Raw genomic sequence first — 20915 nt, forward strand, 5'->3', positions numbered from 1 at the left:
GGAGCGGATCCCGGTCGGCGTCGACGGCGAGGCACTGAACCTGAGCGTCCCCGTGCGCTGCGAGGCGCGGCCGGGTGCGCTGCGCGTGCTGGTGCCGCGCGAGCGTCCGGGCATGCGCTCCCCGCTGCCACGGCTCGACTGGCCCCGGATCGCCCGGCTGGCCCTGCCGTCGGCCCGTGGCCGCGCCCACCCGGGGGCGGAACGGCCGGCGGAGCCCGGCGAAGGAGCCGGACGCGCCGGGGCGGCCGGATGAGCCCGGGCTACATGGGCGCCCCGTAGACCTTGTGGGCCTGTGCGTGGCCGTAGCTGGCCAGGGACCAGATCACCAGCACGTCGAGCGCGATGATCACGATCGACCAGAGCGGGTAGTACGGGGTGAAGAAGAAGTTCTCCAGCGCGCTCAGCGCGGCGACCGTGATGCCGACGACCCGCGCCCACGTCTTGCCCTTGAACACGCTGAACGCGGCGGCCACGATGACGATCCCGGAGACCAGGTGGACCCAGCCCCACACATTGATGTTGAGGTCGTACGGGTAGTCGTTCGCCCGGGTGTAGAAGTTGTCCTCCATCAACGCGCCCATGCCGACGAAGACCTGGTACGCGCCCACGATGGCCATCATGCAGACGGCGAAGACGACCCCGCCGACCATCAGGGGCTTGATCCGGGGTTCCTGCGGGGGTTGGCCCTGCCGGGTCTGCCCTGCCGAGGTCTGCTCAGCCATGTCGGGTACCTCCTTCTAGGAAGCAGGAGCATCCCGCCGTTTCCAGGGGCTGAGCGTCACCCGCTGTGGATGAGTGTTGTGGCCGTGTGCGGCCGGGCCGGCCGTCGCCGTCACCCCCGCTGTGTGATGTGCCCTCCGCACAGCCTGTGAGAATGAGGACGTGACCCGGCCCCGGGCAGCGGAGGTGACGCGGCATGGGAACGGCGGAGGAACGCCCTGGACCCGAGCGGGGCGAGGCACGGCCCGTGGGCGGGGATTTCGAGATCCGGATCAAGGGCAGGGTCTCCCAGGCCTTCCGCTCCGCCTTCGCCGAGTTGACGGTCACGGTCAGTCCGCCGGAGACCGTCCTGCACGGCGCCCGGCTCGACCAGGCAGCGCTGTACGGGATCCTGGACCGTATCCAGGCCCTCGGACTGGAGCTGGTCGAAGTGCGCCGATTGCCCGAGGGACGCGATCCCGGTACGGATCCCGCCTCCCCCAACGCGTTGTAGACACCGTCCGGCATCTGGGTTAAATGGCCCTAAGGCCCCTTCCCGTCCCAAGATCCAGCCCGCACGGTTGCTGTGTACCGCCCCCCGCTCTCTGTCGAGGAGGTGAGTCGCATGCCTACCGTCCTGAAGGCCGAACGGGGAGGAAGGCAAGGGCACTCCGAAGGGCCGGATTTCGAGCGGATCTCCGTGCTGCGGGGGCAGTTACGGGCGCTGGACCGGGCCGCCGAGGACGCGGACACCGTGGTGGCGGCCTGTCTGGTGTGGGTCGCCGACGCACTGATGGACATCGCCGCCGAGTCGGGCGACCCGCGCAGTATGAACCTGTTGCTGGACGAGGCGTCGGCCGCGCTGGCCGCCGTGCCCTCCGGCGACGCCGGCCGCCCGGACCCCGCGACACCGGCCGGCCTCCTGACGGAACGCGAGCACGCGGTGCTCGTCAGGCTCCAGGAGGACGTGCCGCTCCGGCAGATCGGCTCGGAACTCTTCGTCTCGCACAACACGGTGAAGAGCCATGTGCGGGCCGTCTACCGCAAACTCAGGGTGTCGTCGCGTACGGGCGCCGTCGCCCGCGCGAGGCAGCTGGGGCTCCTCTGAGAACGTCAGCAGCACCTGTACTCAGAGCAGTTCGAGTTCCCGGGCCCGCCGTACCGCTGCCGACCGGCGGGTCACGGAGAGCTTGCGGTAGACGCTCTTGAGGTGCGTCTTCACCGTGTTGACCGACACGTACAGCTCGTCGGCGATCTCCTCCGTCGTCATCATCTGCGCCAGATGACGCAGGACATCGCGTTCGCGCGCGCTGAGCGACTCGACCGGGGCCCGGTCGTCCCGCGGCCGGGGATCCGGAATGCCGCGCACACCGGGCGCCGATCGTGCCGGGAGGCGGCGGGCGCGTGCCTCGCCGAGGCAGGCGGCGCACGCGTGCCGCACCGACTGCCGCAGCCCCTCGGCGAGCCAGCCGTCCGCCGTGAGGTCGGCGATGGTGTCCAGGGTCTCGGGACGCGCCGTGCCGGTCTCCACGGCGGTCATGAGTTTGGCGGCCAGGGAGGCGACACCGGTGACGAAGGGGTCGGGCACCTGGCGCAGCACCGCGCGGGCCCGGGAGAGTTCGCCGCGTGCCCGTGGCACGTCGAGGCGCGTCAGAGCGATCCAGGCCCGTACGACGTGCAGCGCGGCCAGCGACGGGTCCGGCTCCGAGGAGGTCTGCCCCGCGGGGTGCCTGGCGTGCCCGGTGAACTGGTCCGCGGCCCGGAACCGTCCGCGCAGCACCTCCAGCAGCGCCAGCTCCGAGAGGCAGTCCCGGCGCAGGACACCGTTCTCGGCGGCGCAGGCGGCCTTGAGAGCCGTGGTCAGGGACGCCTCGGCCGCCTTGAGGTCGCCCTCCCGCAGTTCGGCGCGGCCACGGACCGACAGGGTCAGCGCCACCAGTTCGGGGCGGTCCTCCAGCAGGCCGCGCGGCAGCCGCGTGAAGAGCTGTTCGGCGTCCGCCGCGGCGGCCCGCGCCGCCGTGGGATGCCGGGGGCGGTCCCTCGTCATCCGGATCACGGAATGCGCCAGCCTGCACCGGGCGATCCGGTCGGTGCCGCCCCGCGGCAGGTCCTCGATCAGCCGGTCGGCGAGGGCCAGGCTCTCCGTGCAGGCCGGTCCGTCACCCCGGGCGAGCGCGGCGGCCGAGGTGACGAGCGCGGACTCCGGGCCGGGGGCCTTTCGGTGCGCCTGCGCCGGGCCGGCGGGCGGCGTCCGTGTCAGCAGTTCGTCCGGCAGCCGGCTGCTCGTCAGGGCGAGGACCTGTCCGATCGCCAGCTGATGCACGACGAGACGGTCGGCGTAGCCGCGGTCGTCCGCGGCCAGGGCGTGGCGTACGGCCTCGGCGAGCAGCCCGTGCTCGCCCAGCCACTCGGCCGCCCGCCCGTGCAGATCGGGTACGAGGTCCGGTGCCTCGTGGCGCAGCCGCACCCGCAGTACGTCGCAGAACATCCGGTGGCACCGGTACCAGCCGTGACCGATGTGCTGCAGGAAGGAGCTCTGCGCGACGAGCGCCGCGAAGTGCCGGCCGGCCTCCTGACCCGCGACCTGCGTGGCCAGCTCGGCGTTCAGATGGTCCAGCACGCTGGTCGTCAGCAGCAGCCGGCGCATCGCCGGGGGCTGGCCGTCCAGGACCTCCTCGACGAGATAGCTGACGATCGCCTCGTCCTCGCCCGCGAACCGTGCCACGAACCGCTCCGGGTGGGGGTGCCCCTGCATGGACATCGCGGCGAGACGCAGGCCCGCCGCCCAGCCGTCCGCCCGCTCGCGCAGGGTCTTCACCACCGGCCGGGGCACCTCGACACCGTGCTGGGCCAGCAGCGCCGCCGTCTCCCGGTCGTCGAAGGCGAGGTCCCCGGTCCGCAGTTCGGTGAGGTCGCCGGCCAGCCGGTAGCGGTGGAGGTGCAGCGGCGGGTCCCGGCGCGAGACCACGACCAGCCGCAGGGCGGGGGTGGCGTGGCGGAGCAGCCTGACCATGCCCTCGGCCACCGGTGAGCCGCTCTCCGGCTGGAAGTCGTCCAGGACGAGGACGACGGGCTGCTCGCGTGCGGCGAGTCCGGCCGCTAGGGCGGCCACGAGCAGGGGCTGTCCTGCAGCCGGGGCGGGTGGGATCGCTGCGGCCGGGAAGCCGTGGGATCCGACTGCGTCGTCGCCGGCGTCGTACAGGCCTGCGCTCCGGGGTGTGCCGTTGGTGGTTGTTCGTCGGCTGCGGGTCGGTGGGGGCTGGTCGCGCAGTTCCCCGCGCCCCTTGAGGGGCGCCTGTGGCGGCGCCTGTTCGGGGTCGTTCCCGTCGGCGGCCCGGGGTGTGCCGTTGGTGGTTGTTCGTCGGCCGCGGGTCGGTGGGGGCTGGTCGCGCAGTTCCCCGCGCCCCTTGAGGGGCGCCTGTGGCGGCGCCTGTTGGGCGCCGTCCTCGCCTGCGCCCAGGGGCGTGAGGGGTGGGGCGGCGAGTGACGGTAGGTCGATCGTCGCCTCGCGCAACGCCGTCAGGACGCGGGGCCAGAAGACGTCCGGTTGTTCCTCCGCGCCGTCGCAGGTGACCCATGCCACCGGGCCCGGCGCGCGCCCGGTGTGCGCCCACTCCACCGCGAGAGCCGACTTGCCCGCTCCCACCGGGCCCACGACCACGGTCAACGGGCCCAGCACGCCCTGCGAGAGACGGTCCGTCAGCCGGGGGCGGGGGACAAGCCACGTCGGCAGCGGCGGCACACCGGGCGGGGACATGCGGGGCGCTCGCGCCTGCCGTCTCACAGAGGTCCCGACGCGCGCCGGCGGGGGCGGGGCAGGTGGGTCCGGCGGGCGCCGTCGTTCCGTCCGCTCGTCCATCGGTGGTACCTCGCTCCCAGCGCAGTGGACGTCCGCCAGACGAGAGTGTGGCCCGCACCGGGAAGCCGCGGACCGGTGCGGGCCACATCTCACCCGGGTGAAGTTCGGCCGGGCGGTTCGGCGTGCGTCACGACCGCAGGGCGGCGACCAGCTCCTCCTCGCGCTCCTTGGTCAGCGACGTGCGCAGCACGGTGGGACCGAACGGACGCAGCGCCTCACGCACCCGGTCGGGCGTCGAACGCCGGACGAGCGCGAAGACGGCGGCCCGGCCCGGTTCGAGCGTGCCCGCGATCTCCTTGATGAAGGCGTCGTTGATGCCCACGTCCGTGAGCTTCCCGGCGAGCGCGCCCGTGCCCGCGCCGACCGCGGCACCGAACACCGGCATCAGGAAGAGCAGGCCGAAGAGCGTGCCCCACAGGGCGCCCCCGGCGGCCCCGTGCGCGGTGGGGCTGAAGGACTGGCGGACATGGATCTTGCCGTCCGGGGTCCGCCAGGCGAGTGCCGCGTCGTCCAGGTCGAGAAGTTCCTGCTTGGACAGGTCCTTCGAGAGGCGCAGCACGGATTCCGCCTTCTCCTTGTCGGAGAAGCCGAGCACGACGAGATCGGTCATCAGGACCTCCTGGTGTCACGGCCGGATGCCCGGCCCTTGCGGTTCTGTTCCGAGGCCGCCTCGTCCAGTCGCGCGACGGCGTCGGTGATTTCCACGACCACCAGGCCGAGGGACTCCTCCGTGAGGAAGCCCTCCGCGACGGGCACGCCGCCCGCGTCGCGGATCGCCGCCCTCAGTTCCCTGGCCCAGGTGTGTTCCAGCAGGACGAAGCCGGCGGCGGTCCCCGGGGTCAGCTGCCCCGCCAGGCCCAGGATGTCGTCCGGGGCGAGGCCGAAGGCGTTCCCCTCGGCCAGCGACGGGAACTCCGCCTCCGCGCCCTCCAGCACGTCGCGCGAGATGCCGAGCAGCGCGGCGACGGTCTGCCCCATGCCCTCCGCCTGGTAGTCGAGCGTGACGAGACTTCCGTCGGCCTCCTTCTGTACGAAGAGCAGGTCCAGCAAGCGGACTTGGCCGCTGCGGTCGAGCGCCACGAGCTCGTCGATGATCCTTCCCTCGAACTTCGCGTCGGGTCCGAACTCGACCGTCAGCAGTTGCACAGGTCCGATCCTGACCATGACCGCTCCCTTCGACGTGGTCCGCCTCCATCCAGCCGCCTCGTGGCCCGCCGCGCGTCACCCGCCACAGGTGAGGGCCGGGCCGCGGGGCCCTCACCCGCGGCAGGTGAGGCACCGGCTGGAGGGGCCGGACAGACTGACGCAGGCCCCGGTAGGCCTGTCACAGGGAGCCAGGATGAACGCGCGGACGAGCGGCGAGCGGATCGGTCCGACCGGCGACGACGGAGGCCGATGGCGGCTGTGGGGCCCCTATCTGAGCGAGCGTCAGTGGGGAACGGTCCGGGAGGACTACAGCGACGGCGGTGACGCGTGGTCCTACTTCCCGCACGACCACGCCCGCTCCCGGGCCTACCGGTGGGGCGAGGACGGACTGGGCGGCATCTGCGACGAGAAGCAGCGGCTGTGCCTGGCACTCGCCCTGTGGAACGGCCGCGACCCGATCCTCAAGGAGCGCGCCTTCGGCCTCACCAACGGCGAGGGCAACCACGGCGAGGACGTCAAGGACTACTACTTCTACCTCGACAGCACGCCCAGCCACTCCTACATGAAGTACCTGTACAAGTACCCGCAGGCCGAGTTCCCGTACAACGACCTGGTGGCCGTCAACCGCGCACGCAGCAGGCAGGAGTACGAGTACGAACTCCTCGACACCGGAGTCTTCGACGAGAGCCGCTACTTCGACGTGACGGTGGAGTACGCCAAGGCGACGTCCGACGACGTGCTCGCCCGCATCACCGTCGACAACCGCGGCCCCGACGAGGCGGTCCTGCACGTCCTGCCGACCCTCTGGTTCCGCAACACCTGGTCGTGGCAGGACGCCGGTGACGCCCCGAAACCGCGGCTGAGCGCGGCCGGCGGTCCGGGCGGCACGACGGCGATCCGCGCCGAGCACCCGCAACTGGGCGGCTACGAATGCCGGTTCGGGGAAGAGGCACCGCTGCTGTTCACGGAGAACGAGACGAACGCCGAGCGGCTCTTCGGCTCCCCCAACCCCTCCCCGTACGTCAAGGACGGCATCGGCAGGTACGTGGTCGACGGGGAGCGGGCAGCCGTCAACCCGGCGCGGGAGGGCACCAAGGCGGCGGCGCACCACACGCTCACCGTCCCCGCGGGCGGTTCGGCGACCCTGCGGCTGAGGATCGCGCCCACGGACGCGTGGCCGGCCGGCGACCCCGGCTTCGACCCCCGGGATTTCGAGGCCGTGTTCGAGGACCGGATCGCCGAGGCCGACGCCTTCTACCGGAAGCTGACCCCCGAGGGCGCCGACGAGGACCGGGCCCGGGTGCAGCGGCAGGCGCTCGCCGGGATGCTCTGGTCGAAGCAGTACTACCTGTTCGACCTGGAGACCTGGCTCGCCGAGCACGGCCTGGACCCATGGAGCATGCCGCGGCCCGGTGTGCGCAACCGCGAGTGGTTCCACATGGTCAGCGACGACATCGTGTCCATGCCCGACAAGTGGGAGTACCCCTGGTTCGCCGCCTGGGACCTGGCGTTCCACACCGTGGCCCTCGCGACCGTGGACGTCCGCTTCGCCAAGGAACAGCTCGAACTGCTCCTCAAGGACACCTTCCTGCACCCCAACGGCCAGATCCCGGCCTACGAGTGGAACTTCGCCGACGTCAACCCGCCGGTGCACGCCTGGGCCGCGTACTTCGTCTATCTGATGGAGGAGCGCACCACCGGCCGCGCCGACCGCGAGTTCCTGGAGCGCGCCTTCCAGAAACTCCTGACCAACTTCACCTGGTGGGTCAACCGCAAGGACCCCGACGACCGCAACGTCTTCGAGGGCGGCTTCCTCGGCCTCGACAACATCGGAGTCTTCGACCGCAGCGCACCCCTGCCCACCGGCGGCCGGCTCGAACAGGCCGACGGCACCGCGTGGATGGCCCTCTACTGCCAGGCGATGCTGCAGATCGCCGTGGAACTCGTCGAGCACAACCAGGCGTACGAGGAACTGGTCCTGAAGTTCTTCGAGCACTACCTGTGGATCGCCGCCTCCATGGACCGGGTCGGCGACCTCGGCGACGAACTCTGGGACGAGGAGGACGGCTTCTACTACGACGTCCTGCGGCTGCCCGACGGCCAGGCCGTGCGGCTCAAGGTCCGCTCGATGGTCGGACTGCTCCCGCTGTGCGCGGCCACCGTCTTCCGCCCGTCCCAGCTGGCCAGGGTGTCGGGTCTCGGCGACCGGCTGCGCCGCTTCGCGGACCGCCACCCCTCGCTCTCCGTCACGCTCACCTCCGTCCAGGCGGGCACGACGGGCGGCCCGCGGCTGCTGTCCGTGGTCGACGAGAAGAAACTGCTCCGGGTGCTCTCGTACCTGCTGTCCGAGGAGGAGTTCCTCAGCCCGTACGGCATCAGGTCCCTCTCCCGCCACCACGCCGAACGCCCCTACCGCTTCTGGGTGCGCGGCGAGGAGTACCGGGTCGGCTATCTGCCCGCCGAGTCGGACACGGGGATGTTCGGCGGAAACTCCAACTGGCGCGGACCCGTGTGGTTCCCCATGAACGCCCTCGTCGTCCGGGCGCTGCTCAACCTGTACGGCTTCTACGGCGACGACCTCACCGTGGAGTGCCCGACGGGGTCCGGCGTCCGCATGACCCTCTTCGAGGTCGCCCGGGAGATCTCCGAGCGGCTCACCCGGCTCTTCCTGCGCGGACAGGACGGACACAGGCCCTGCCACGGAGGCCAGCCGATCCTCCAGGACGACCCGCACTGGCGTGACCTGATCTCGTTCTACGAGTACTTCCACGGCGACAACGGCGCCGGGATGGGCGCCGCCCACCAGACCGGCTGGACAGGACTGGTCGCCACACTGATGACGGTCTTCGGCACGCTCACCCCGAACGACTTCCTGACCGGCCGAGCCAAGAAGGGGACACCATGAGCACGATCCCCGCACAGCCCGTCGTCCACGAGGTCAACACACGTGTCTGGCTCCGCGAGATCGAGCGGCGGACCGGCCGCCACGGGGGACTGGGCGACGTCCCCAAGGACGCCTGGGACGAGATCACCCCGCACGGCGTCGACGCCGTATGGCTCATGGGCGTGTGGGAGCGCAGCCCGCAGGGCCGGGACATCGCGCTGCGGGACCCGTCCCTGCGCGCCGCCTTCACCCGGGCCGTGCCCGACCTCCACGAGGAGGAGATCGCCGGATCGCCGTACTGCATCCGCCGCTACGAGGTCGACGGGGACCTCGGCGGGAGCGTGGGACTCGCCGCCGCACGCGCCGAACTGGCCGGCCGGGGCATCGCGCTGCTCCTCGACTACGTGCCCAACCACGTGGCGCCGGACAGCCCCTGGACGGTCGAGCACCCCGAGTACTTCGTCCGGGGGAGCGAGGACGACCTGCGCGGCGATCCGGCGGCCTACCTCTCCGTCGCGGGCCAGGTCCTGGCCCGTGGCCGCGACCCCTTCTTCCCGCCCTGGCCGGACGTGGTGCAGCTCAACGCCTTCGAGCCCGCCCTGCGCGCGGCCACCACGGACGTCCTCATGCGGATCGGCGACCAGTGCGACGGGGTCCGCTGCGACATGGCGATGCTGATGATGAACGACGTCTTCGCCCGCACCTGGGGCGAGCGGGCGGGCGAGCGGCCCGCGGAGGACTTCTGGCCCACCGTCATCACCGGCGTACGACGCGCGCATCCCGGCATGGTCTTCGCCGCCGAGGCGTACTGGGACCGCGAGTTCGACCTGCAGCAGCAGGGCTTCGACTTCTGCTACGACAAACGGCTCTACGACCGGCTGCTGCACGAGAGCCCCGAGTCCGTCCGCGGACACCTCACGGCGGACGAGGCCTACCAGCGCAAACTCGTACGCTTCCTGGAGAACCACGACGAGCCGCGGGCCGCGGCCACGATGGACCCGGCGAAGGAACGGGCCGCGGCCGTCATGATCGCCACCCTGCCCGGGGCGACCCTGTGGCACGAGGGCCAGTTCACCGGGCGCCGCACCCGGCTGCCGGTCTTCCTGGACCGACGGCCCGACGAGACACCGGACCTCGCGCTGCGCGCCTTCCACGAGAGGCTGCTCGGCGCCGTCCACCGCAGCGGGATGCGCACCGGGCAGTGGCGGCTCCTCGACTGCGAGGGCTGGCCCGACAACCCCTCCCACCGCGCTCTGCTCGCCTGGGGCTGGTCGGGCGCGGCGGGCCGCTTCCTGACGGTGGTCAACCTCTCCGACCACCGGGCCCAGGCGAGGATCCGCCTGCCGTGGCCCGAACTCGGCCCCGGCGAGCGGACGTTGACGAGCCTGCTCGACGCCGCCCGCTACCCGCGCTCAGGCGCCGAACTGACCGGTCCCGGACTCTTCGTCGACCTGGACGCCTGGGGCACGCACGTCCTGTCCGTCGGCTAGGCCGGCCGGTTCAGTCCTGAGGCGGCGCCGGACGGTTCAGTCCTGTCAGTCCGTTGGCGGCGTCGGCCGATCCGTCGACGCCCACCGGGCGCCGGTCTTCTCCCGGTAGGCGGCGACGGCGGCCTCGATGGTGGGGAAGAAGTGGTCCGGCTCGATGGTCCGGGTCAGTCCGTACCGCTCGATCTTGCGCCGCACCGGGTCCTTCAGTTCGGCGAACACCAGGCTGATGCCGCGTTCGTTGAGCGACTCGTCCAGCTCCTCCAGCTCGTCGGCGGCCGTGGTGTCCACGTCGGTCACCGGCTCGGCCGCGATCAGCACCCAGACGGGCTGCGGTTCGCCGAGGGCCAGCCGTGTCACCTCGTTGCGGAACGCCTTGGCGTTGGCGAAGAACAGCGGACCGTCGAAGCGGTGGATCACCAGTCCGGGCAGATGCTCGGCCTGCGGATACGAGCGGACGTCGTGGTAGCCCTCAAGCCCAGGCACCCGTCCGAGAACGGTGTTGTACGGCCACCAGGCCCGCCGGAAGACATTGAGGATGGACAGCCCGACGGCGACCGCGATCCCGGGCAGCACACCGAGCAGGGCCACCCCGAGGAAGGCCGCCATCGCCAGCAGGAACTCCGTCCTGCGCTGACGCCACAGCCGTACCGTCCCCGGGAGGTCGGCCAGGGACAGCGACGCCGTGATCACCACGGCGGCCAGCGCGGGCTGGGGCAGATTGCGGAACAGCCCGGGGAGCAGCACCAGCATGAGGACGATCAGGCCGGCCCCGACGACCCCGGTGAGCTGGCTCCGGGCGCCCGCCCGTTCGGCCACGGCCGTGCGTGACCCGCTCGTGCTGACGGGGAAGCCCTGGAACAGCCCGGCCGCCATGTTCGCCGCGCCGATCGCGACCATCTCCTCGTTGCCGCGGACCTCCTGGCCGGTGCGGGTGGCGAACGCCGTCGCGTTGGAGATGGTGTCGGCGAGCGAGACGAGCGCGATGCCCAGCGCGCCGACGAAGAGCGGGCCGAGGTCGTCCCAGCGGATGCCGGGCCAGGTCAGCGGCGGGAAACCGCGGGGGAGTTCACCGACCAGACCGACGCCGTGCCGGCCCAGGTCGAAGAGCGAGGTCGCGGTGATCGCCAGCAGCACCATGACGAGGACCGCCGGCACCTTCGGCAGCCAGCGCTGCAGGACCAGGATCAGCACGATCCCCGTGACGCCCACCGCCACGGCGGCGGGCACCGCCTTCCCGTCGGCCAGCCCCTGGAAGAAGCCCCCGACCTCGGCGAGCAGCCCGTCGGCGTCCGTCTTGAAGCCGAACAGCTTCGGCAGCTGCCCGATCAGGATGGTGAGCGCCAGGCCGTTCATGTAGCCGATCATCGTGGGCTTGGAGATGAGGTCGGCGATGAAGCCCAGCTTGGCCACCCCCGCCAGGATCGTGATCGCCCCGACCATCAGCGCGAGCATCGAGGCGAGCGCCACGGCCCGCGTGCTGTCCCCTCCCGCGGCGATCAGGGGCAGGACCGTGGCGGCGATCATCGGGCCGAGCGAGGAGTCCGGGCCGAGCACCAGGATGCGGGACGGGCCGAAGACGGCGTAGGCGAGCAAGCAGAGCACGGACGTGTACAGCCCGGTGATCGCGGGCAGTCCTGCCAGCTCCGCGTACGCCATGCCCTGCGGCACGAGCAGCGTGGTGAGGACGACGCCCGCCACCACGTCCTTGACGAGCCACTCCCGCCGGTAGGCCAGGAGCGTACGCAGCCCGGGCGGGACGCTCGAAGCGCTCTTCCTGTCACCTGGCATCGCGGCCCTCCGCCCGGTCCCTCGCTCATCGACATCTACTCCGTGGCACACGAACCCGTCGTCACCTCGCAAGGGTGATGACGGGCGATCAGCCGCCACGGACGATATCCGCATCCGAACGTCCGGGAGCCGACATGGCCATGCCACCGAAACCCCCTGAAACGAGGTCACCGGGACGGACATCGCGCCCCGCGCGACGCGTCCTGGCCCCGCTCGCGCTCGCGCAGTTCATCTGCAGTTACGCCGGCTCCAACATGAACGTCATGATCAACGACATCAGCGAGGACCTGGACACCACCGTCCAGGGCGTGCAGACCGTCATCACGGTCTTCCTGCTGACGATGGCGGCGCTGATGATCCCGGGCGGAAAGCTGACCGACCGCTACGGCCGCAAACGCTGCTTCCTCGCCGGTCTCGTCGTCTACGGGGTGGGAGCCGTGCTCAGCGCACTCGCGCCGGGCCTCGGCATCCTCGGTCTCGGCTACTCGATCCTCCAGGGGATCGGCACGGCCCTGCTCATCCCGCCCGTCTACATCCTCACCACGCTCCTGTTCCCCGACGTGACCTCCCGGGCCCACGCGTTCGGGACCGTCATGGCGCTGGGCGGCATCGGCGCCGCCGCGGGACCGCTGATCGGCGGGCTCATCACCTCGGCGATCGGCTGGCGGGCCGCCTTCGGCTTCCAGGCGGCGGTGGTCGCGCTGATCATCCTGCTGAGCCGCCACGTCCGGGACCCCCTGCCGCCGGAGCCGGACCGGCACTTCGACACCGGCGGAGCCGTCCTGTCCGCGGTCGGCCTCGTCCTCGTCGTCATGGGCATCCTGGCCGCCGACGACAACGGCTGGCTGATGGCGGGCCTGCTGGTGCTCGGCGCGCTCGTCCTGGTGTGGCTCTTCCGCTGGGTGCGCGCGAAGGAACGCTCCGGCCGGGAACCGCTGTTCTCGACGAGCCTGTTCCACGACCGCACGTCCAACCTCGGGCTCGTCACCCAGCACGCCCAGTGGCTGATGCTGATGGGGGTGTCGTTCGTGGTCGCCGCTTATCTCCAGGTCGTACGCGGGTACGACGCGATCGAGACCGGGGCGATCTTCACCGCCGCCACCCTCGGCATCCTCGCGGCCTCGCTCGCCGCCGAGCGCCTGGTGAAGCGGTGGCCGCAGCGGACGCTCATCGTCGTGGGCTTCGGCGTCACGATCTGCGGGATCGGCCTGCTGATCGCGATGGCCTCCGGCTCGCCGAGCGTGTGGGCCTTCACCCCCGGACTGCTCCTCATCGGCCTGGGGCTCGGCGTGATGCTCACCCCGTCGGTCAACGTCGTCCAGTCGAGCTTCGGCGAGGACCGGCAGGGCGAGATCTCGGGACTGTCCCGCAGTGTGTCGAACCTCGGCTCGTCGCTCGGTACGGCGATCGCCGGCACGATCCTGGTCGCCGACCCCGCGGCCGGCCCGTACGCGGTGGCTCTGGGCGTCCTGGCCTTCGTGGGCCTGGGCGGACTCACGGCCGCAACCCTGCTGCCCAGGCAGCAGCCCGTCGCGTGAACACTGGTGACGGCTCGTCACACCTTGTCGTAGCGGACGGTGGTGGCCAGGACGAGATCCTGGACCGACGCACGGCGCCTGCTCACCGGGATCCACAGCAGGCCCAAGGGGAACACCAGACACAGCCCGGCACGCGCGAGGGCGCGCAGAACGCCCGGTAGCCTGCCCGAGCGGCGGGTGACGCGCAGACCGAGCAGCCGGCCGCCCACGGTGCTGCCGGTCACGACCCAGCTCCCGGCGAGATAGAGCAGGGCGATGGTCCAGCCGCACAGACCCGAGAGCCAGACCGGTGGGTCGGGCAGCCGGAACGGCGGCCCGGTGACGAGCAGCCGCACGGCACCGGCCCCGAGCTGCACGGCGAGCCCGAGCCCGGCCATCACGAACACGTCGACGAGGCCCGCCAGGGCCCGCGACACGAGCCCCGCGGCCTCCCCGCGCGGGCCTTGGGCCCGCTCCGCCCCCGTCACGGTGCCCTCCCGGTCAGGGCGTCCGCGCACGGGGCGGTTCAGGTACGGACACGGACACCACCGCCGATGCCTGCTCCGGCCCCTGACCGATGTCGGGTCTGCGCAGCAGGCGGTCGGCGATGCGGTCCACCATCCGGTCGGCCCGCATGCTCCGGGCCCGGAGCCCGTGGACCGTCTCGTCGGCCATACCGCCCCCGGTGTCGCGGACGATACGGCCCAGGTCGATCTCCTCCAGCACGCTCTTGGTGAGAACGGCCAGATCGACACGGTCGAGCACGGCGTCGACATTCAGCCGGGCCGCGATCCGGTCGACGTCGACGCGCTCGGCGACCCGGTTCACGTCGACGCGCGCCACGAGCTCGTCGAGATCCATCCGGTCGACGACCGCGGCGGTCACCGCGCGGATCACCGCGTCGGCGACGTCGGCGGCGGTCCCCAGCGCGAACCGCGCCAGGCGTCCGGCCGTGTCGAAGGGATGAAGAACGCGGTACCGGGTCATGGCGCCAGCGCACCCCCGACGGGGCGCGAGCGCATCATCCGTGGCGGGTGAAGCGCAGGTCGGTGGCGGTGGGGCGAAGATCACAGGGGTACGAGCTCTTGGGCGGACGCGACGCTGAGTACGGTGAGCGGGTGCCCAAGAGCAAGAACACGTTCTCGTCCCGGCGGAGCCGCCTCGTCCAGCGGGCCGTCCACGCGGGCTGGGCCTGGGTGCAGCGGACCGGCGCGGTGACGGCCGAGCGGCCGGGACGGCTGCGGTTCGGCGCGATGGGGACGGGCACCAGGCTGGCCTTCCCGCAGGGCACGGTGTTCGGCGAGCCGTGGATCCACCTCGGCGACCACTGCATCATCGGCGAACAGGTCACGCTGACCGCCGGGTTGATGCCCGACCTCGACCTCGGTGCGGAGCCCATACTGCGCCTGGGCGACGGTGTCGTCCTCGGCCGGGGCAGCCATGTCATCGCCGACACGACGGTCACGATCGGCAGCGACTGCTACTTCGGGCCCTATGTGTACGTGACGTCCACGAACCACTCGTACGACGATCCGCAGATGCCCATCGGCAAGCAGTGGCCGCGGATGGAACCGGTGGAGATCGGCCCCGGCTGCTGGATCGGCACGGGCGCGGTGATCCTGCCGGGGGCGCGGATCGGCCGGAACGTCGTCGTGGCGGCCGGCGCGGTGGTACGCGGCGTGGTCCCCGACCACGCGGTGGTGGCGGGGGCACCGGCCCGTGTCGTCCGCCGCTGGACCCCCACCGAAGGCTGGCAGCCCCCACTGCGCACCCCGGCCCCGACCCCGATCCCCGCAGACATCACCCCGGAACAACTCCTGGCCCTGTCACAACTGGACGAACAGAGCATCAAGGCCCTGAGAGCAATAGAGGACGCCCCGTAAGGGGCGCGGGGAACGGCGCGCTGAGCCACGACGCACGCGAGGCCGACGCACAGACCTGACGGGCCCTGTAAGGGGCGCGGGGAACGGCGCGCTCAGCCACGACGCACGCGAGCGTCAGGACGCATCCCCAGCCACCCACCCCCCAAGGGGCGCGGGGAACGGCGCGACCAGCCACGACGCACCCGCAGCCGACGCACACACCCCCCGCGGGGCCCGAGGCCAACCGGTCGGCTCACCCCGTGGCGAGCAACACGCTCCCCACCACCGCAAGCCCCGCGCCAGCGGCCTGCACCCCCCGCAACCGCTCCCGCAGAACCCCCCGCGCGGCCAGCGCGGTGACCACCGGATACAGCGAGGCGAGAACCGCGGCCACAGTCACCGGCCCAAGCCGAGCGGCCAGCGCATACGTGCCGTTGGCGGCGACATCCGCCAGCCCCACGAACGCGAACGCCGGCACCGCCCGCCAGGAGACCCGAGGCGGAGCCACCCGCCCCCGCCGTACGGACACGCACAGCGCCGCCCCACCGGCGACGACATTCGTGACGCGCTGCACGAACAGCGCCAGAAAGACCCGGTGAGTGTCGACGACGCCTCCGCGATCAGCGCCATCACCGCGCCGAACCCGAACGCCGCGAGCAGTGTGAGCAGCACGGCCTGCCGCTGCACGGGCGCCCCCCTGAACTGCGGACCGCCCGCCAGTACGACCCCCGCGACGGCGACCGCGATCCCCACGAACTGCATCAGTCCGGGACGCTCCCCGAGGACGAGCCCGACCCCCACGGGCACGGCGACCCCGATCGAACCGAGCGGGGAGACGACGCCCATCGGCCCGAGCGCGAGTGCCTTGTAGAAGGCCAGCATCGCGACGGGCCCGACCAGCCCGGCCGCCACCGCGAACCACAGCCGCGGCCCCGTCTCGCTCCAGGCACCGGTCGCGAGGACGATCGCGCCCAGCACCACCGCGGCGATCGACTGCGAGACGACCACCACCGTCAGCGCGGGCGTACGCCGTGTCAGCAGACCGCCGCCGAAGTCGGCCAGCCCCCACAGGAGGCTGGTGGCCAGGGCGAACAGTGCTGTCATCACGTGCCTCGCAGTACAGTTCGATGAACAATCCGGTGCACCCCACCGTAGTTCAGTTCATTAGACTCTGTCATCCAGAATATTGGACGGAATGTGTCGGACCTCGACCTCCTGACCCAGTCACTGGCGCGCAACGTCAAGCGCTGGCGCACCGAGCGCGGCTTCACCCTGGACGCCCTCGCCGCCCGCGCCGGGGTCAGCCGCGGCATGCTCATCCAGATCGAGCAGGCCCGCACCAACCCCAGCCTCGGCACGGTCGTGAAGATCGGCGACGCGCTCGGCATCAGCATCACCACCCTGCTCGACTACGAGCAGGGCCCGAAGGTCCGGATCGTCCCGGCGGAGCAGGCCGTACGGCTCTGGCACACGGACGCCGGCAGCTACAACCGCCTCCTCGCGGGCACGGAGGCCCCCGGCCCGCTGGAGATGTGGGACTGGCGGCTGATGCCGGGGGAGGGCAGCCCCTCGGACCCGCACCCCACGGGCACGGTCGAACTCATCCACGTCACGAAGGGCGAGCTGGCGCTCACGGTCGACGGCACGGAGTACCGCGTCCCGGCCGGTTCGAGCGCCTCCTTCGAGGCCAACACCCCCCACACGTACGGCAACGCGGGCGACGTACCGGTGGAGATGGTCATGGCGGTGTCGGTCCCCGGCGTGCACTGAGTCCGACGGCCCGCGCCCAGTCCCTCAAGCCCGCCGCGGGTGCCGTCCGCGCGGCTGTTAGCGTGCCGTCATGCGCGCACCCCTCGGACACTTCGACGACGCCACGCCCGCCACCGAACGCCTCGACGTGCTGACCCGCCCGGTCGCCGACGCCGTACGCGACTGGCGCGGCAGCGTCCCCGCCGAGCAGATCGTGTACGTGGACACCGAGCCGGAGTGGGCCGACACCGCCACCTTCCTTGAGCACTACGGCCCGGAACTCCTCGGGCAGTCCGCGAACTGCGTGGTCGTCGCGGGCAAACGCGGCGGGGAGACCACGCTCGCCGCGTGCGTGGTGCTGTCCGCCACCCGCGTCGACGTGAACGGCGTGGTCCGGCGGCAACTCGGCGCGCGCAAGGCGTCGTTCGCGTCGATGGACACGGCGACCGGCGAGACCGGGATGGAGTACGGCGGCATCACACCGCTCGGACTGCCCGCCCACTGGCCGCTGTTGGTGGACTCGGCCGTCGTCGACCTGCCGTACGTCCTGGTGGGCAGCGGCCGGCGGCGCGGAAAGCTGCTCGTGCCCGGCAAGGCCTTCGCCGAGCTGCCGAACGCCGTGGTCCTGGAGGGGCTGGGGAACGCCTGACCGCTCAGCCCTGCCCCGTCGCGTGATGGGCCAGCGCCAGATGCGGGTCCGACTCGCCCGGCGCGGGCGACGGATCGGCGTGTACGAGGGCCGCGGTGAGGCCCGGTACGGCGTGCAGCAGGGCGTGTTCGGCCGCCACCGCGACCTGGTGGGCCTCGCGGACGCTGGACTCCCCGTCCACGACGACGGCCACCTCGGCGCGCAGCCGGTGGCCGATCCAGCGCAGCCGCAGTTCGCCGACCCCGCGTACCCCAGGTACGTCCCGCAGCGCGTCCTCGGCCGCGTCGAGCAGGGCCGGGTCGACCGCGTCCATGACCCGGCGGAACACCTCGCGCGCGGCGTCGCGCAGCACCAGCAGCAGGGCCGCCGTGATCGCCAGTCCGACCACCGGGTCGGCGAGTTGCCAGCCGATCGCCGCGCCGCCCGCGCCCAGCAGCACGGCGAGCGAGGTGAAGCCGTCCGTCCGGGCGTGGAGTCCGTCCGCGACCAGCGCGGCCGAGCCGATCTCGCGGCCCACGCGGATGCGGTAGCGGGCCACCCACTCGTTGCCCACGAAGCCGATGACGGCCGCCGCCGCGACCACCGGCAGATGCTCGACGGGGCGTGGGTCGAGCAGCCGGTCGACCGCCGTCCAGCCCGCGAAGACCGCGGAGGCCGCGATCGTCAGCACGATCACGAGCCCCGCCAGGTCCTCGGCCCGGCCGTATCCGTAGGTGAACCGGCGGTCCGCCGCCCGCCGGCCCAGGACGAACGCGATGCCGAGCGGTACGGCGGTGAGCGCGTCCCCCGCGTTGTGCACGGTGTCGCCGAGCAGCGCCACCGAGCCGGAGAGGGCGACGACGACCGCCTGGGCGGCGGCGGTCGCGCCGAGGACGGCCAGCGAGATCCAGAGCGTACGGATACCGCGGGCGGAGGACTCCAGCGCGGAGTCGACCTTGTCGGTGGTGGCGTGGGAGTGCGGGGTGAGGAGGTGGGCCAGCCGATGCCGCAGCCGGTGCCCGGCCCGGGCCGCACTCCCTGAGAGGTGCGCGTGTCCGTGCCCACCCTCATGCCCATGAGCGTGTGCCCGCTCCCGCCCACCCCCGTGCCCGTGCCCTTGCGCGTGCTCGCTCCCGTGCCCATGCCCGTGTGCCCGCTCGTGCCCGTGGTCGTGCTCGGTGCTCACATGCTCCCCTTCCCGGGATGTCCATGAACGAGGTGGACGCGATCGCCCCACCGGGCCATTATGTGCGTATGAGCGCACGCATGCACCTGTCACCTGCGCACGATGAGCACCCGCGCACACCGGGCGAGGAGCAGTTCGCCCTCGCCGCCGAACTCTTCGCCCTCCTGGGCGATCGCACCCGCCTCGTCCTGCTGCACGCCCTGGCCGAGGACGAGGCGGACGTCACGACCCTCACGGAGCGGTGCGGGGCCGCCCGTCCGGCGGTCAGCCAGCACCTGGCGCGGCTGCGGCTCGCGGGCCTCGTCAACACACGTAAGGAGGGCCGCCGGGTGATCTATTCGCTGCGGGACGGGCATCTGCGGCGGGTCGTCGACGAGGCGCTGAATCTGGCCGACCACCGGCTGAGGGACAGGCCGGCGCACGATTGAGCGGTCCTGGGTGCCGGTTTGTTTCGGGCCTGAGCGCCGGGTACTCGGGGCGTGGGACCCCGCCCGCCTCCGGGCGAAGGAGGCACGGGCGGGGGATGCTGAGGAAGACGGCACCACGGCCCGGCCGGCGCTCTCGACGCTGCCGGGTGCCGCCCACACCCCCCGGCACGACTCAGGAACGGTACTGCCATGAACAGCGACGCAAGAGTCCGCAACGACGTCGTCTCCAGCCACTCGGTCGCGGGAGCCCCGTGCTGGGTCAGCCTCACGGCGCGGGACCAGCAGGCCGCCGAGGACTTCTACCAGGCGGTGCTGGGGTGGCGGTTCCGGACGACCGCGCTGATGGACCGGTTCCGGATCGCCTACGCGGACGGGGTGCCGGTCGCGGGTATCGCGGCGGTGGCCACGATGTGGCAGATGGCCGTCGCCTGGACCCCGTACTTCGCCGTGGACAGCGCCGACGAGGCGGTGGCCCGGGGCCAGGAGCGCGGCGGTACGGCGGCGGTCGGGCCCATCGGTTTCCCGCCGGGCCGGGCGGCCCTGCTGGCGGACCGCGACGGAGCCGTCTTCGGCATCTGGGAGGGCCAGCTCGTCGCCGGCTGGGAGACCTGGCGCCGCGCCGCCCCCGCCTTCCTGCGACTGCACACGCGCAACGCCTTCGACGCCGCGATGTTCTACGGCGAGGTGCTGGAGTGGGCTACCTCGCGGCCCGGCTGCTGCGAGGTGCACTACGACGGGGACGAGGTCGTCCTGCGCAGCGACGGCGACGTGGTGGCCCGTATCCACTCCGGCGCGGTGGAGGCCGCTCCCGATCCCACTATCCGGCCCCACTGGCAGGTCCACTTCGCCGTCTCGGACGTCGAGACCTGCATCCGCGCCGCCCTGGAGCACGGCGGTACGGTCCGGGACGGCGCGACCTCCACGGAGGCGGTGCTGCGGGACCCCGACGGGGCGCAGTTCACGGTGACGTCCAAGCCCCAGGTCTGAGGGCGGGCCCCGAACCGAGGGGCCGCGGTCCCGGGCCGCGCCACCAGAATGATTCCCTCCGGCTCGATAAAGTCTTTTCGTGACCGGAAGTGGCCGACAGGGAATTCCGTTGGCTGCAATTGCACGAAACCCCTTGCTGACGCCCCGTTGTGGCGCATACATATGTCCCCGCAACAGTCGTATTCCGGGGGGATGTTGGCATATGCAAGGCACGGTCGACGGATTCAGCTATGGATTGGTCACACCGCTCGCGGCCTATGTCATGGCCTGCCTGGGAGCCGCCCTGGGGCTGCGCTGCATCACCCGTTCCCTGCGCAACGACCAGTCGTGGAGGCCGGGTTGGCTCGCGCTCGGGGCCGCGTCGATCGGCTGCGGCATCTGGACGATGCATTTCATCGCCATGATCGGATTCCAGGTCGAGGAAAGCCGTATCCGTTACGACGTCGGCCTCACGCTTCTCAGTCTCGCGGTGGCGATCGCCGTGGTCGGTGTCGGCGTCTTCGCCGTCGGCTATCGCGGCGCGAACACGACGACGCTGCTGATCGCGGGCACGTTCACCGGTCTCGGGGTCGCGGCCATGCATTACATAGGCATGGCGGCCATTCGTCTGAACGGCGACCTGCGCTACGAGGCCCGTACCGTCGCGCTCTCCGTCCTGATCGCCGTCGTCGCCGCGACCGCCGCGCTCTGGG

General features: G+C 71.9%; 19 protein-coding genes and 2 pseudogenes. 12 read left to right on the forward strand and 9 right to left on the reverse strand.

What is annotated here, in order from left to right:
* Nucleotides 1-253, forward strand: a pseudogene (locus ACFWGJ_RS26030) (diacylglycerol kinase); the annotation flags it as partial.
* A 7-nt stretch (nucleotides 254-260) separates the two neighbouring features.
* On the opposite strand, the gene ACFWGJ_RS26035 reads toward ACFWGJ_RS26030, so the two are convergent.
* Entirely contained in the window at nucleotides 261-722 is a 462-nt protein-coding gene (locus tag ACFWGJ_RS26035) for a hypothetical protein (RefSeq protein ID WP_387328912.1), read from the reverse strand.
* A gap of 194 nt (nucleotides 723-916) precedes the next feature.
* Here ACFWGJ_RS26035 and ACFWGJ_RS26040 point away from each other — a divergent pair, with 194 nt between their 5' ends.
* Together ACFWGJ_RS26040 and ACFWGJ_RS26045 are read left to right on the forward strand one after the other, a co-directional pair.
* Nucleotides 917-1213: a hypothetical protein gene (locus ACFWGJ_RS26040; RefSeq protein WP_387328915.1), complete on the forward strand. Its 297-nt coding sequence runs from the start codon at nucleotides 917-919 to the stop codon at nucleotides 1211-1213.
* Nucleotides 1214-1324: 111 nt separating this feature from the next.
* A complete protein-coding gene (locus ACFWGJ_RS26045; protein WP_387328917.1) occupies nucleotides 1325-1807 on the forward strand; it encodes a LuxR C-terminal-related transcriptional regulator in 483 nt (160 codons plus the stop codon).
* Between the two features lie 21 nt (nucleotides 1808-1828).
* Here the strand turns inward: ACFWGJ_RS26045 and ACFWGJ_RS26050 are convergent, their stop codons facing one another.
* From ACFWGJ_RS26050 to ACFWGJ_RS26060, 3 genes are all read right to left on the reverse strand, one after another.
* Complete coding sequence (locus ACFWGJ_RS26050) at nucleotides 1829-4456, reverse strand: LuxR C-terminal-related transcriptional regulator (protein ID WP_387328919.1); 2628 nt, start codon at nucleotides 4454-4456, stop codon at nucleotides 1829-1831.
* Between the two features lie 229 nt (nucleotides 4457-4685).
* Entirely contained in the window at nucleotides 4686-5168 is a 483-nt protein-coding gene (locus tag ACFWGJ_RS26055; RefSeq protein ID WP_387328921.1) for a DUF1269 domain-containing protein, read from the reverse strand.
* Entirely contained in the window at nucleotides 5168-5722 is a 555-nt protein-coding gene (locus ACFWGJ_RS26060) for a DUF1269 domain-containing protein (protein ID WP_387328924.1), read from the reverse strand. The genes ACFWGJ_RS26055 and ACFWGJ_RS26060 overlap by 1 nt, the downstream gene beginning before the upstream one ends.
* A gap of 175 nt (nucleotides 5723-5897) precedes the next feature.
* Here ACFWGJ_RS26060 and ACFWGJ_RS26065 point away from each other — a divergent pair, with 175 nt between their 5' ends.
* Together ACFWGJ_RS26065 and ACFWGJ_RS26070 are read left to right on the forward strand one after the other, a co-directional pair.
* Nucleotides 5898-8609 (forward strand): glucosidase, encoded by a 2712-nt coding sequence (locus tag ACFWGJ_RS26065; protein ID WP_387328926.1) that lies wholly within the window; start codon nucleotides 5898-5900, stop codon nucleotides 8607-8609.
* A complete protein-coding gene (locus tag ACFWGJ_RS26070) occupies nucleotides 8606-10078 on the forward strand; it encodes an alpha-amylase (RefSeq protein WP_387328928.1) in 1473 nt (490 codons plus the stop codon). The genes ACFWGJ_RS26065 and ACFWGJ_RS26070 overlap by 4 nt, the downstream gene beginning before the upstream one ends.
* 45 nt (nucleotides 10079-10123) lie before the next feature.
* On the opposite strand, the gene ACFWGJ_RS26075 is transcribed toward ACFWGJ_RS26070, so the two are convergent.
* Entirely contained in the window at nucleotides 10124-11866 is a 1743-nt protein-coding gene (locus ACFWGJ_RS26075; RefSeq protein WP_387328930.1) for a SulP family inorganic anion transporter, read from the reverse strand.
* 140 nt (nucleotides 11867-12006) lie between these two features.
* Between ACFWGJ_RS26075 and ACFWGJ_RS26080 the strand changes: the two genes are divergently transcribed.
* Nucleotides 12007-13404, forward strand: a complete 1398-nt coding sequence (locus ACFWGJ_RS26080; protein WP_387328954.1) for an MFS transporter — start codon at nucleotides 12007-12009, stop codon at nucleotides 13402-13404.
* Nucleotides 13405-13421: 17 nt separating this feature from the next.
* On the opposite strand, the gene ACFWGJ_RS26085 is transcribed toward ACFWGJ_RS26080, so the two are convergent.
* Nucleotides 13422-13871, reverse strand: a complete 450-nt coding sequence (locus ACFWGJ_RS26085; protein WP_387328932.1) for an RDD family protein — start codon at nucleotides 13869-13871, stop codon at nucleotides 13422-13424.
* Nucleotides 13872-13884: 13 nt separating this feature from the next.
* Nucleotides 13885-14370 (reverse strand): hypothetical protein, encoded by a 486-nt coding sequence (locus ACFWGJ_RS26090; protein ID WP_387328935.1) that lies wholly within the window; start codon nucleotides 14368-14370, stop codon nucleotides 13885-13887.
* Between the two features lie 131 nt (nucleotides 14371-14501).
* Here ACFWGJ_RS26090 and ACFWGJ_RS26095 point away from each other — a divergent pair, with 131 nt between their 5' ends.
* The gene (locus ACFWGJ_RS26095) at nucleotides 14502-15266 is read left to right on the forward strand and encodes an acyltransferase (RefSeq protein WP_387328937.1); all 765 of its coding nucleotides are present in this window, start codon (nucleotides 14502-14504) and stop codon (nucleotides 15264-15266) included.
* Between the two features lie 232 nt (nucleotides 15267-15498).
* Here the strand turns inward: ACFWGJ_RS26095 and ACFWGJ_RS26100 are convergent.
* A pseudogene (locus ACFWGJ_RS26100) lies at nucleotides 15499-16349 on the reverse strand (EamA family transporter).
* Nucleotides 16350-16442: 93 nt separating this feature from the next.
* Here ACFWGJ_RS26100 and ACFWGJ_RS26105 point away from each other — a divergent pair.
* Both ACFWGJ_RS26105 and ACFWGJ_RS26110 read left to right on the forward strand, forming a co-directional pair.
* The gene (locus ACFWGJ_RS26105; RefSeq protein WP_387328939.1) at nucleotides 16443-17015 is read left to right on the forward strand and encodes a helix-turn-helix domain-containing protein; all 573 of its coding nucleotides are present in this window, start codon (nucleotides 16443-16445) and stop codon (nucleotides 17013-17015) included.
* 70 nt (nucleotides 17016-17085) lie between these two features.
* Complete coding sequence (locus ACFWGJ_RS26110; RefSeq protein ID WP_387328942.1) at nucleotides 17086-17643, forward strand: YbaK/EbsC family protein; 558 nt, start codon at nucleotides 17086-17088, stop codon at nucleotides 17641-17643.
* A 4-nt stretch (nucleotides 17644-17647) separates the two neighbouring features.
* On the opposite strand, the gene ACFWGJ_RS26115 is transcribed toward ACFWGJ_RS26110, so the two are convergent.
* Nucleotides 17648-18808 carry a cation diffusion facilitator family transporter gene (locus ACFWGJ_RS26115; protein ID WP_387328945.1) on the reverse strand — a complete coding sequence of 387 codons (1161 nt, stop codon included), beginning with the start codon at nucleotides 18806-18808 and terminating at the stop codon, nucleotides 17648-17650.
* Between the two features lie 68 nt (nucleotides 18809-18876).
* Between ACFWGJ_RS26115 and ACFWGJ_RS26120 the strand changes: the two genes are divergently transcribed.
* The 3 genes from ACFWGJ_RS26120 to ACFWGJ_RS26130 form a co-directional block, all read left to right on the forward strand.
* Nucleotides 18877-19236, forward strand: a complete 360-nt coding sequence (locus ACFWGJ_RS26120) for a metalloregulator ArsR/SmtB family transcription factor (protein ID WP_189774439.1) — start codon at nucleotides 18877-18879, stop codon at nucleotides 19234-19236.
* Between the two features lie 189 nt (nucleotides 19237-19425).
* On the forward strand, nucleotides 19426-20223 hold the full coding sequence (locus tag ACFWGJ_RS26125; RefSeq protein ID WP_387328948.1) for a VOC family protein: 798 nt from the start codon (nucleotides 19426-19428) through the stop codon (nucleotides 20221-20223).
* Between the two features lie 202 nt (nucleotides 20224-20425).
* A partial coding sequence (locus ACFWGJ_RS26130) for an MHYT domain-containing protein (protein WP_387328951.1) occupies nucleotides 20426-20915 on the forward strand: 490 nt, incomplete at its 3' end.

Source organism: Streptomyces sp. NPDC060205 (assembly GCF_042728395.1).
Classification (GTDB): Bacteria; Actinomycetota; Actinomycetes; order Streptomycetales; family Streptomycetaceae; genus Streptomyces.